The organism is Candidatus Chlorohelix allophototropha, assembly GCF_030389965.1.
In the GTDB taxonomy this organism is placed as follows: domain Bacteria; phylum Chloroflexota; class Chloroflexia; order Chloroheliales; family Chloroheliaceae; genus Chlorohelix; species Chlorohelix allophototropha.
In genome coordinates this window covers 2243619-2256577 of the sequence record NZ_CP128400.1, presented here as the reverse complement: position 1 = coordinate 2256577, position 12959 = coordinate 2243619, and the positions used below count along the sequence as shown (strand labels likewise).

Sequence of the window (12959 nt, the reverse complement as noted above, 5' to 3'; positions counted from 1 at the left end):
AAGTTTGGGCAAAAGTGAGGTTACTATGCACGTTGTTACCACCCGAAATATGCGCTTTTTATTGGTGCTTTTTTTACTGATTGCCCTTGTCATTTCTATATTCATTATCGCCTATGCGCCCCATCCCGCCGAATCCGCCCCCGCTGTTGCCAATCCCAAGTTCAATGCTATGTGGGAATACAGCGATAAGTATGTGAATGACGTGCCGGGCGCGGGACGGGGCTTCACTTGGGGTCCAAACTCGCTGGCGGTTTTGCAGGAAGATTATCAGGAAGCGCCCGGCGGCAAACGGCTGGTGCAATATTTTGACAAAAGCCGCATGGAGTTATCCCCTGACGGCAAGTATGTGACCAATGGCTTACTCACCAAAGAACTGGTAACGGGGCAACGCCAAGACGGTGATAATATATTCACGCCACTTTCGCCTAGCGATATTCCGGTAGCGGGTGACTCCAATGCCAACGGCGGCAACGCGCTTGCGCCCACCTATGCCAGTTTTCAAAATGTTATAAGCTTTAATCCGGGCGAAAACACCGCCCAAGCTCAGCTAAATCAGCCGATTACGCTTTCGATTGATAAAGCGGGCAAAACCCTTAACCTGAATAATCCCCCTGCCAAGGTGTTGATCGGCTATTATGAACCCACGCTAGGACACAATGTACCGACAGTTTTTCAGGATTATCAGAATCTGATGGGGCAGGTTTGGAATGGCTCATCCTATCAGAAAGGGGCGGTTTATACCGATAACCCCACCGCTAATGTGTTTGGCTATCCCGTTACCGAGGCTTACTGGATTAAGGCAAACGTGGCGGGGACAGAGAAGGATGTATTGGTTCAGCTTTTTGAACGCAGAGTTATGACCTATACCCCCACCAACCCGGAAGCCTTTAGGGTTGAAATGGGCAATATCGGACAACATTACTTGCAGTGGCGCTATTCGGGCGGAGTGCCTCTTGCGGTGTGGAAGCCCACGCCCGACCAACCAATTCACTGGCACTGGCAACTCTCCGATGAATTTGTGTATCCGCGCGATGTGCTACCCAATGTAACCGTGTATGACATTGACGGCGAGAAAACCAGCGCAGAAACGGTCGCCAAACTTCACGCGCTTAGTCCTGATATTAAGGTAATCTGTTACTTTGATGCGGGGGTTTATGAATCTTACCGCTCGGATGCGGGGCGTTTTCCCGCCTCGGTTATCGGTAACGCGGATGTAGGCTGGGATAATTCTTACTGGCTGGATATAAGACAAACCGATATTCTGTTGCCGATTATGCAAGACCGCATCCAGCATTGGTGCAAGGATAAAGGCTTTGATGCCATCGAACCGGATGAAACCGAAGTGTGGAGTAATGACTCGGGCTTTGCCATAACTAAAGAGCAGAACAATTTCTATAATATGAAGATTGCCGAAATGGCACATGCGGCGGGGCTTTCGGTGGGCTTGAAGGGCAATACCAGTGAAACGGGCGAACTGTGGCAATATTTCGACTGGACTTTGAACGAGCAGTGTTGGGAATATGACGAGTGCGATAACCTAAAAAGCAGCTTCATTGATCACGGCAAGGCGGTCTTTAATATCGAGTATAACGTGAACCCGCTTTGTTCCACCGCCAATAGCTGGCACATGAACTCAGCCCGCCGAGATTTGAACTTGGTAAATCCTACCAGTTCAAAATATCGTTACTCGCCCTGTGTGCCTGATACAAAAAATAGCTGGTGAGCAAGCCTACTTGGGTTGCCCCTCTCTCAAGTTGGCGGCATATTCCGAGAACCAAGTCGGCAAAGATACATAGCGGTCGGTGCTGAAGTGCCAGCCCACCCCGTTAGCCCATGCCTCCAAAGTATCTCGCACCGCTATCTCGGCATTGATCGGTTGGTCGAAATACAAGCCGGGGTGTTCGTTGCTGGAATTTCCCATAAACCGCTCAGGGGGATATTTGGCAAACCACGAATTAGCCTGATATAGCTTGCGCCAATCGTGTTCTACCATCATGATATCGGTTACATTCATTATTTCTTCGCCCGGTTGGGCAATTCCGGTATTGAAAATAAAGGCTTTTGTATGGCTTCGCACCATCGAGCTTATTTCCTGATAGTAGCTTAACCTAGAATCATCCAAGAAATTATAAACCTGATCGAAAAAGATTCCGGCTACGTCCTGCGCCAGATATTCATTTACCTCTGCTCGTACCGCTTCAAGGTCGCGCCGCCCATAATCGGTATCCACATACGCGAAAAGGCGCACTCCGGCATCAGCCATAAGCTTACGCACTTGCTCACTCAGATTAGTGTACTTTGGCTCAAAGGTATAGAAAAAGGCAATCAGCAACTCAGGGCGGGCGGCAGCAATAGCGCGGGCTTCCTGATTAGGCGTACCTTCAGGGTCGGCGATAAGCCAGCCATAATAAATTGTATAGAGATTCCGGGCGGTAATGGGACGATAGTTTGCGGTATCCCACGGGAGTTTTAGCATGATTATTCGCTCCTTTAAAACAGCCATTAAATGGGTTTATAAACTCCTTAACCAGTATATGTAAATATTTTAATAGACGCAACATTATAATATTTACATTATATGCAAATGATATTGTTACGAAATATCACACTATTCTAACTAATTTGAGTTCAAAAATATACGTATATAGGACTTTAATACCCACTTTGTATAGTACTATATCGTGCCCCCATGTAGGACTATTTAACTCTTGTTAATTTCTCAATAAAAATCAAGAATTATAGTATCAAAAAATAAAATAAATTGCACCAGCTATTCAATGATAATGGCTGGGTCAGTTCTGTCTCATCAACTGCTTTAAGACCTGCATCTCCATCATGTGCCACCTCATGTATTTTGCGAGGTTCCCCCTTCATTAAAAACACATCTGTAGTGTAGGTCAGTGATTAGCCCTATTCCAATATGGAATCGGCAAGTGAGATTTCTAAGCCCAAACTGCTTGATTACTAGGAAAGCAGTTACGGGAAGAATATCAGGAGAGTTTGTATGTTGAAACGTAGTAAGCTGTTAAGAATTCTTGTGCCATTAGGACTTACTGCTTTTGTTCTTATCAGTGTTATTGTCCTTAGTCTGGGTTCAACCGGAGCGGTGGAAGCGCATGCGCCTTACACCACACCCGCCCAACCTAAGCCGCAAAACCTCGCCACCACCGCCGCTAACCCCCCGAACGCGGCAGCGGTAAGCGCCTCGCCCGGAACGCAGGTCATTTATAATGGCGCGTTGGCTTCCGGTTGGTTAGAATGGTCAAATGCGGATGTCGATCCTCATGAGACAGCCCAAAAATATTCCAGCAAGTACTCGATTGCTTTGATTACCCACACTTCCAACCAGCAATTGTATTTGCGTAAAGTAAGCCCGTTAACTATAACCCCTAATTCTTTTCTGCATTTAGCGGCATTTGCCAGTCAGCAAGGGCAAAAATACGGGGTTGCTTTTGTGGATAAGAACGACAAACCGCTCACCGCTTATGTACCGTTGGAAAAATACGGCGGCAGCCTTGTACCCAACAAATGGGTTATCTATAACATTCCGGTTACTGCGTTGGTGAATCCGCTGTTTTCAACCCCAATCTATGGGTTTAAAATGATAGGGCTTACCAATACCGCCCAATCGGTGGTGTATCTAGATGAGATTACCCTAACCGATTCTACCATTGTACCGGGTGTACCGCCAACCGCCACGCCTGTGCCACCTACCGCGACCCCTACTAAGGTGGCAACGGCAACGCCTACCAACGCCGCGACCGCAACGCCTACCAATGCGGCAACTGTGACACCTACCAATGTACCTACCAACACGCCCACGGTAGCGCCTACCAGCACACCAAAGGCAACCCCTACTAACACGCCAACGGCAGCGCCTACCAACACGCCCGTTCCGCCTACGTCAACGCCTGTGCCACCCACCGCAACACCGTTGCCTACTGCTACTGTGCCAGCCCCGGTTGGTTCAATCTGGAAGCCCACCACCGACCAGCCCATTCATTGGCACTGGCAGTTATCGGATAATTTCGTATATCCCAGAGATGTTTTGCCCAATGTGACAGTTTACGACATTGACGGTGAAACCAATACCGCCGATACGGTTGCCAAACTGCACGCGCTTGGACCAAACGTTAAGGTAATTTGCTATATTGATGCCGGAGTTTACGAGAATTACCGCTCGGATGCCAGCCGTTTCCCCGCCTCGGTTATCGGCAAGGCTGATACGGGCTGGAATGGTTCTTATTGGCTAGATATTAGGCAGACCGATATAATTCTGCCCATTATGAAAGACCGCATGCAAAATTGGTGCAAAAACAAAGGCTTTGATGCGGTTGAGCCGGATGAAACCGAAGTTTGGAGTAATAACTCTGGTTTCCCTATCACCAAAGCTCAGAACAATGACTACAATATGAAGATTGCGGCGTTAGCGCACTCGCTTGGACTTTCAGTGGGACTTAAGGGTAATACCACTGAAGCGCCTGAGCTATGGCAATACTTCGATTGGAGTTTGAACGAGCAATGCTGGCAATACAGCGAATGCAATTATCTTAAGAGCAGTTTTATTGATAACGGTAAAGCGGTTTTTAACATTGAGTACGATGTAAACCCGAATTGCTCAACCTCGAACCTATGGCATATGAATTCGGCTAGACGAGACCTCGACTTGGTAGGTCCTACCAACTCGCAGTATAGTTATAGCCCCTGTGTGCCTAATTCAAGGAATTCTTGGCAATAAAGCCAGTACAACAACTACGCTAGAATAAGTAACAAAATGTGGGTGAGTCCTTCTCATCCACATTTTGATTAATCGCCCCTCTCAACTCCCCTCGAATTGCACCTACCCAACGCGGGCGTGTCGAGCCACGCCCCTACCAATCGATTCTCATGAGATTTGGTTCGTAGGGGCGGTTCGCGAACCGCCCTTCGGAAATCTCACATATTTACGGATTTATTTCTTAAAGCTCATCGGAAATCTCGCTACTCCGGTCAGGTGTAACAATTGAGTAGCGCTGGCGTATAATGATTGTAGTAATTTTTGCCTATTAAATGAGGAATACCATGAGCGAATATAAACCTGAAGATAACGACAATACGCCACCTTCCGTACCAGATGAATATCGGCGCGAAAGCCCCTACCCTCCGAAAAGTTGGGATACTCTCCCAAGCGCGGAAAGCCCGGCAAAAAAGTTTAATCCCTATCGAATAGAGCCTGAACCGGAGAAAACCGCGCCAGCCTATAATCCCTATAAACCGCCTGTGACCTTTTATAATCCGGCTAATCCCCAAAACCCTTACGGGCAGAATAACAACCCGCCCACTAATGGCGGTTACCCACCTGACCAATCAATGTACGGTGGTTATCGCAGCGGTGGGGTGCAGCAGCAACAACCCCCCACGCCCACTGTCCCCGTTAGGAATGTGCAGAGTAGCCCTATTGTGACCTACACGATATTGGGCGCAATCGGTTTTGTATTTCTGGTTGAATTTGCGTTTCAAGCGGGTAGAGGCAGCATTGGCGCGCTCGGTAGCTTTAATCTCGATACCCTGATAAATCTTGGCGCACTTCAGAAAGACATGGTGCGACAGGGCGAAATCTGGCGGCTTTTCACTGCCATGTTCTTACATGCCAGCCTTTTGCATATCGTGTTCAATGGGTTGGCGTTGTGGAGCTTGGGCATGCACCTTGAACAGCAAATGGGACGCACCCGTTTTTTGCTGATTTATTTTCTCGGTGGGCTATCAGGCAGCCTTTTGAGTTTTGGGTTGGGCAATCCAAGCGCAGTTTCGGTGGGCGCGAGCGGCGCAATCTTCGCGCTTTTGGGCGGACTAATCGGCTTTTACCTCAATCACCGCTTTATTTTCGGGCAAATGGGGCGTTCTCAACTGAACAGCCTAGTTTTTACCGCTGTGATAAACTTCGTGATTTTGCTTTCCATCCCGCAGGTGGACAATCTGGCGCATCTAGGGGGCTTGTTGTCAGGGCTTTTCTTGGGCTACTTCCTACCCTCTGATTATCGGCAACGCAGCGCCGGCAAAGCCCTAGAATATTGGGCGGTGTTTGCGCTCTTGATAGTGATGGGCGCATTGCTGTATTTATTTATGAACCAGCATGTAACAAATCTTTAACTTATTTGTCGTATGGTCGAAATAATAATTTTTTGGTGCTGCTAAATGAAGTTCTACTAATTTTTAATGGTAATATTTTATGCAAGATGTTTTGTTGGATGAACTTTTAAATAAGCTGAGCACTGGATACGGTAAAGAACGGGCAAGCGCTGCGATAAAACTAGGTTCCAAATGGGATAGCCGAGTCTTACATGCTTTAATAGTGGCTTTAAATGAAGAGCAAGATTTAGAGGTGCGAGCTTCTATCATTCACGCTCTGGCAAATCAGCATAACCAGGAAGCGCTAGAACCTTTAATAAGCCTTTTGGGGCATACTCAAGAATATTCACTGATTGCCGTTATAATTTCAGCTCTTGGAAGGCTTCGGGATAATAGAGCCTTAAATTATATATTACCCTACCTTTCTCATACAGATGATAGAATACGTCGGAATGCTACTGCTGCATTGGGTAATCTAGCCGATAAAAGAGCCATTTATCCTTTGATCAATTTGTTACTAAGAGATAAAGATAGTGATGTTAGAATGTTTGCAGCCTCCGCTCTTGGAAACCTGAAGACCAACGATGCCGTTCAACCTTTGTTACAAGCACTTGAATATAATGAGGATACGGCTGAGGAAGAGATGGGAGAAGTCCGAGCAGAAATTCTATTTGCCTTGGGTAAAATCGGTAATTATGCTGCGTTACAACCAATTCTCTATCGGTTGAAAGATTCAGACAGTATAGTGCGTGAGGCTGCCGCAGATGCGTTGGGTTACCTAAAAGATAGATCAGCTGTAACTCCTCTAACCGAAATTGTAGCGGATCAAGAAGAGGCTTATAACGTGAGGATTAGAGCGGCTGAAACTCTGGGATACCTTGGAGATGACTCACAAGCAGTGATAAAGACATTAGTTTCTGTGTTGCACGAGCAGCAAATGTACAACGGCTGGAAACTAGGCACAAATGCGGCAGAATCCTTAAGTAAGCTCGGTGAAAAGGGCAAGCAAGCGCTAATTGAAGCTAGTCATTCCGAGAATGAAGCGGTAAGGAAACTAGCTCTAAATATACTGAACAGATAAAAATACAGTCCGGTGTTAACGAACGAAGGACGTATTCGTATTCAAATACGCCCCTTCGAATTAATTCTGGTTCGGGCGATGCGCCCAATGTTCGGGCGTTTATGAAGTCAGCTTGAGTTTGAGTGGCACTGTCACATCATCGGCGTTGGGACGGCGCACCAGCAAAGTAACGTTCCAGTTACCCGTCATGCTCAAGGCGTTTCCGGTAAGGCTGTAACGCCCCGGCTTGGTTAAAAAAGGCTTTAACTCGACTTCCTCTATCCCCATATCCATTTCTACATGGCTAAAGCGCAACAATACGGCGGTGGTATTTTGAATCGGCTTATCGCTAGTATCCTTTAACTCTACTTCAAAGATATTATCCCCCACTTGGTTGGGGCTAATCGCCAGCACATATTTAATATCAGCCGCCTGACCGCGTAGGGTGAAAAGGTCTTTAGAGGAACTCATATCCTGAGAAGGCGGTCCGAAACTGGTCAAGAGCGCCACCCATACCAGCAGCACCAACGCTAACCCTGCTTCTATCATCACCGAACGGCGGAAGAACCGCTGTAAACTGCCCGCCTCTAACGAACCCGCTGCCCCTTCGCCATCCCCTTTACGGCGGGCGAATTTTTTCATTCGGGGGCTTACATTTAACAGGTTGTACGCCCCTATGAGTAAAAGAGGCGCGGAAAAACATAATTTGATGAATAGCGCGATGCCGTAGCCGCTACTAAAGAACCCATCCAGCGAACCGAGTTGAACGGCTGCCTGAATCGTGCCGCTGATGAGTAGAAATGCCACGCTCAGTATCGCCACAAAGGAAAATTGAGGGATTAAGGCTGCCAACAAGCGGGTGCGATCACCCGTACCGGGTACTAAAGCGCGTAATGCCACCGGAAGCCCCAAAACCATAAAAAATAAACCGCCAATCCAGAACCCGGTGCTGAGTAGGTGCAGCATATCATTTGGCACCAGCAATAAGGGGTAGCGGGTGGCAACCGCATGGGAATTGAGCGAAGTGGTGAGCATAATGCCCGCGCCGAGTAGCAGTATTACCCAAAGTATCCAGCCTCGCAACGGGCGGTTGCCTTCATCCGCTACGATTACAGAAGACTCGGTTTCAGGTACTAGATTGGCGCGTTTCATGCCCGGTATTTTCACGCGCCCCGAACCTCTCGCAAAAGCCCACAGCAAAAAAGCCACCAGTATCAAATCCAAGCGCACTAACCAGATATTGCCGAAGCGGCTTGAAAGCAGCAAATTGCCAAGCGTATTATTTTCAAATATCTGCCAAGGATAGACATTCCCTACTACAGTCGCTTGAAAAACCAGAAAGGCTATCCAGCCGATAAACAATAGACCAAGACTCCAACCTAGAAACTTATAGGCTAGGTTGTATAGCTTTGTAGAACTTTCCTTTAGCTCAGCACCAACCTTGCTGCTCAACTTTTGGACGGTGGGTTGCCACACCAACAATAGAAAAACAAGGCTACCGACTACGGCTGACATGGCGATATAATTCAGCCAGCGCAAAGGAACGCCCCACGGGTTAGCATCCATGTCATTGCTGCTTACCCCATCCAAAATACTCTCGGCGGTAGCAGGCAAAGCCCCCGCGCCTACCACAAAGCTAAAACTCCCCTTAACCGCATGCCCGTCCTCTCGCGAAACGTTCTGATAGCTAACGGTATATGCGCCGTCCGGTAGGTTGGGGGGAAGCGAAACCGCCATTGTAGTGTCATCGGCTTGGAAAAAGCGCAATTGGTTGGTATCCACGCGCGTGCCGCTTTTATCATAAACTCCCAAACTGCTGAATTTTGGCTCGATCCCTTCGCTGAACCAAACTTGTACCTGAGTGGGGGGGTTGCCGGAGGGGAAGGAAGAATTGGTAGGCGGGTTGCTATGCAAGTATTGGGCATGGGCAAAAACAGTGCCGGGTAAAATTGCCAGCACTATACCCAAGGCAAGCGCTATGATTAATCCTTTAAACAAGGTTTTATATTTGTGGTTAGGCATTGTTTTCTCGCAAAATATAGGAATCGCGGGTTTATTGTATATAAAAAAACTTCAGCAGGTCTTTCAACCTGCCTGAATAATACACCTTGCAAAAAACAATGGCTAGAGGAATTCGAAAAGATGATAGGACTAAAATCGCGCTATTTTAAGCTACCGCCGATACCCTTACGATAACCTTGAGACGTTCCTTAACATTACCCTTGTAAGTACCGCGCACCAGCGTTACATCCGAATAATCCCTGCCTGCGCCGATGCGGATATAGCGTTCATCCACGAACAGCGTGTCATGGGTAGGGTCAAATGCCGCCCAACCTATCTCCGCGCCACAATAAATCTCGCACCAAGCATGGCTTGCCATGTCGAATTGTTCGCGGGTTGCGCCCCCGTAATAATAGCCGCTAACATAACGCGCGGGTATTCCCAGATAGCGACAGGTGGCAATCATAATATGGGCAAAATCTTGGCAAACCCCTCGCCCCAGAGTCATTACCACCGCTGTGGTGCTATGCACATCGGTAACGCCCGGTTCATACACAAAGGTGCTATTGATGGTGCGGCACACCTTTTCACTAAGCTTGTAGGGGTCGTTGATGAGCGATTGAAATTCCGCCGCAAACTTCTGAATCTGAGGGTCAAAATGGATATACTTGCTCTCGTTCAGAAATTCATACAGCATTATTTCGTTTTCTTCCCCCGGATAGCAATGCTCAGAGGTTGTATCCACTACCGCTATAGATTTTATTTCCACTCTTTTATGGCTTTGGAGCAGGTTAAAATAATGGACAGTATTGCCATAAAAATCGGTATATTGGAAAAAATTAGCAGTTGGGTCAACTTTAAGCTCAAAGCTGAGAACTTGCTGTGGGATAGTAGGGTTTTCGCCGGGCTGTAGGCGCACTTCGGTAAGAGTTTCGTAAATCGGCGCGTCATATTCGAACAGCGTCGTATGTTCGACTTTAAGTTTCATATTCTATTTTCAGATAATTTCCTTGGTTCAATTCTCCAATGGTTAGATTGTAACACAATTGAACCGGAGCGTTTTATAAATTCCGATAGACAACCAACGAGGGTGTGTCGAACCTCTCACCCATTCCAAGAGAATTTACCAACCCCACGCGGGCGTGTCGAGCCACGCCCTTATTGCTGCTGCTGCTGCTGCGCCTGACTCCACTGCGCCCTACCGCCGGAAAGCCCGGTGAACGGTAAAGCGGGTTCAAGCTCGTCATCACTGGAAATCGGCACATGGTAGGCGAAATAGATTTGGTGAATTTGGTCGCCAACCCTCGCAAGGTTGAATTGCACATCCTCAAGGAAGCGATGCAAATCACGCTCATGAATATCTCCTAGCGTAGTATATGCCATCTCTGCTTCCATTTTACCGATTAAGCGGTCGGCATTATTGGTGTAATTGCGGCGAGAACTACCCGAAATACGCCAGAGCGCCTGTTCAAGCGCGACAATTGAGAAATAGAGGCTGCGCGGAAATTCTCTATCCAGCATCAGGAAGTGCAAGATAATGTCAGGTTCGATTTTGGCGGAATGGACTTTGCGGAAAGCTTCCAACGCGCTGCAACTTTTCAAAACCGCCATCCATTGGATTATGTCCACCGACTCGTAACGCTCGCCGCTACGGGGACGCAGCATATGGTATTTCACATCCAATATGCGGGAGGTATTGTCGGCACGTTCCACATACTTACCCGCTTGTACAAAGTTCCAAGCCTCGCTGCGCGACATAGTGCAATCGGTTATGCCCTGAAAGGTCTGTGAACCGGTCTTAATTACCTTATAGAAATTATAGGGGTCGCCCTTAACCTGCTGTGGAGTAGCGCGTAACAGAAAATGATGGAGGTCGTTAATCTGTTCCCACATTTCGCTGGAGATACTCTCAATAATACTGCGCGCATTCTCTCGCGCCAGATTAATGCAACTCAGGATAGAGTTGGGGTTATTGCGATTGAACACCAGAAAATCGGTTACGGTATCGGCGGTATAGCGGTCGTACAGCTTGTTATAACGCGCTTCATCGCTGGTCGCCATTATAAGCGCTTCCCAGTAGCGCCGATTATCTACCTGCGTAATCTGGTTCAGATCGAGCAACAGATGAAAATTGACATCAAGAAACCGTGCGGTATTTTCCGCCCGCTCAATATAGCGGCTCATCCAGAACATTGATTCAGCCACGCGGCTCAGCATGGTGTCTATTCCTTCCTTTAGTTATCGTACAAAACCCAAGTATCTTTACTGCCGCCGCCCTGTGAAGAGTTTACCACCAGCGAACCCTTCTTCAGCGCAACGCGGGTTAAGCCACCCGGTACAATAGTAATTTTTTTGCCGTACAGAATATAAGGGCGAAGGTCAATGTGGCATCCGGTCAGGTCGGTATCGTTAATATAGCTAGGATGCCTTGAAAGAGAGATGGTCGGTTGCGCGATATAGTTGCGAGGATTTGCCAGCACCTTAGCGGCAAATTCTTCGCGCTCTTCTACGGTAGCGTGCGGCCCGATTAGCATGCCATAGCCGCCCGATTCATTGGCAGCTTTTACCACTAACTTATCGAGATTTTCTAGAATATATTTACAATCAGTCGGGTCGCTGGCAAGGTAAGTTGGCACATTCTCGATAATGGGTTCTTGATCGAGATAGTATTTGATAATTTTAGGTACAAAGCTGTATATAACCTTGTCATCGGCTACGCCCGTACCGATAGCATTTGCCAACGCTACGTTACCCATGCGGTAGGCATTGACCACCCCCGCCACGCCTAGCATTGAATCGGGACGGAACACTAACGGGTCGAGAAAGTCGTCATCCACGCGCCGATAAATAACGTCCACCCGCTGTAAGCCTTTGGTAGTGCGGGTATAGACCTTGTTATCATTTACTACCAAATCGCGCCCTTCGGTGAGTTCGATACCCATTTGCCGCGCCAGAAAGCTATGTTCAAAATAAGCCGAGTTATAAATGCCGGGGGTAAGTACCGCCACGTTTGGCTCACGCTGCTTCACCGGGCTTATTTCCTGAAGAACTTTTAACAGTTCTTGGGGGTATTCTTCGATGGGGCGTACCTTGTAATGGTCGAACATGGTAGGGAAGGCGCGTTTCATTGCCTGACGATTTTGGAGCATATAGGAAACCCCGCTAGGGCTGCGCAGGTTATCCTCCAGCACCATATACTTGCCGTCTCTGTCGCGAATAATATCGGTGCCGGTTACGTGGATATAAACCCCTAACGGCGGGTTCACCCCGACAAATTCACGGCGGAAGTTTTTGCTACTCAATATTAGCTCAGTCGGAACAACCTTATCTTTCAAAATCTTCTGGTCGTGATAGATATCTTGAAGGAATAGGTTAAGGGCAGTTATACGCTGTTCCAGACCCTTTTCGATTTGCTGCCACTCGCTGTCAGGCACGATTCGGGGCAACAGGTCAAAGGGAAAGATACGTTCAATGCCTTCTTCCGCGCCATATACTGTAAAGGTTATACCTTGATTTAGAAAGAATACATTGGTAGTCTGACGGCGAGCGCGTAGCTCGGCATGGTTCAGATGGCTAAACCGTTCCACCAATTGCTTATAGTGTAGGCGAGGCTGGTTATTTTCATCGAACACTTCATCATAGAAACGCGATGAATCAATTTCATAACGAGAAAATGTCTGGGACATAAAGAAACCTTGTTTGATTAATGCTATTTAGCAATAGGGATAATTTAGAGAGGCTTTTCTTTGCTGGAAGTTAGGAGATAGAATAAAACAATTTCCCAAATTTT

Annotated in this window: 9 protein-coding genes; 4 read left to right on the top strand and 5 right to left on the bottom strand. The window is 47.6% G+C overall.

What is annotated here, in order from left to right:
- Positions 1-25: 25 nt before the first annotated feature.
- Positions 26-1723 (top strand): endo alpha-1,4 polygalactosaminidase, encoded by a 1698-nt coding sequence (locus OZ401_RS22300; protein WP_341470735.1) that lies wholly within the window; start codon positions 26-28, stop codon positions 1721-1723.
- A 6-nt stretch (positions 1724-1729) separates the two neighbouring features.
- On the opposite strand, the gene OZ401_RS22295 is transcribed toward OZ401_RS22300, so the two are convergent.
- Complete coding sequence (locus tag OZ401_RS22295) at positions 1730-2476, bottom strand: spherulation-specific family 4 protein (RefSeq protein WP_341470734.1); 747 nt, start codon at positions 2474-2476, stop codon at positions 1730-1732.
- A gap of 528 nt (positions 2477-3004) precedes the next feature.
- On the opposite strand from OZ401_RS22295, the gene OZ401_RS22290 reads away from it, so the two are divergent.
- From OZ401_RS22290 to OZ401_RS22280, 3 genes are all read left to right on the top strand, one after another.
- Positions 3005-4738, top strand: a complete 1734-nt coding sequence (locus OZ401_RS22290) for an endo alpha-1,4 polygalactosaminidase (RefSeq protein ID WP_341470733.1) — start codon at positions 3005-3007, stop codon at positions 4736-4738.
- 323 nt (positions 4739-5061) lie between these two features.
- Entirely contained in the window at positions 5062-6129 is a 1068-nt protein-coding gene (locus tag OZ401_RS22285; RefSeq protein WP_341470732.1) for a rhomboid family intramembrane serine protease, read from the top strand.
- A gap of 79 nt (positions 6130-6208) precedes the next feature.
- Entirely contained in the window at positions 6209-7189 is a 981-nt protein-coding gene (locus tag OZ401_RS22280; protein WP_341470731.1) for a HEAT repeat domain-containing protein, read from the top strand.
- Positions 7190-7288: 99 nt separating this feature from the next.
- Here OZ401_RS22280 and OZ401_RS22275 read toward each other — a convergent pair whose 3' ends face one another.
- From OZ401_RS22275 to OZ401_RS22260, 4 genes are all read right to left on the bottom strand, one after another.
- On the bottom strand, positions 7289-9190 hold the full coding sequence (locus OZ401_RS22275) for a copper resistance protein CopC (RefSeq protein ID WP_341470730.1): 1902 nt from the start codon (positions 9188-9190) through the stop codon (positions 7289-7291).
- Between the two features lie 145 nt (positions 9191-9335).
- Positions 9336-10157 (bottom strand): transglutaminase family protein, encoded by an 822-nt coding sequence (locus OZ401_RS22270; RefSeq protein ID WP_341470729.1) that lies wholly within the window; start codon positions 10155-10157, stop codon positions 9336-9338.
- Between the two features lie 170 nt (positions 10158-10327).
- Positions 10328-11386 carry an alpha-E domain-containing protein gene (locus OZ401_RS22265; RefSeq protein ID WP_341470728.1) on the bottom strand — a complete coding sequence of 353 codons (1059 nt, stop codon included), beginning with the start codon at positions 11384-11386 and terminating at the stop codon, positions 10328-10330.
- Positions 11387-11403: 17 nt separating this feature from the next.
- Positions 11404-12855, bottom strand: coding sequence for a circularly permuted type 2 ATP-grasp protein (locus tag OZ401_RS22260; protein ID WP_341470727.1), 1452 nt, complete (start codon positions 12853-12855; stop codon positions 11404-11406).
- Between the last annotated feature and the right edge of the window lie 104 nt (positions 12856-12959).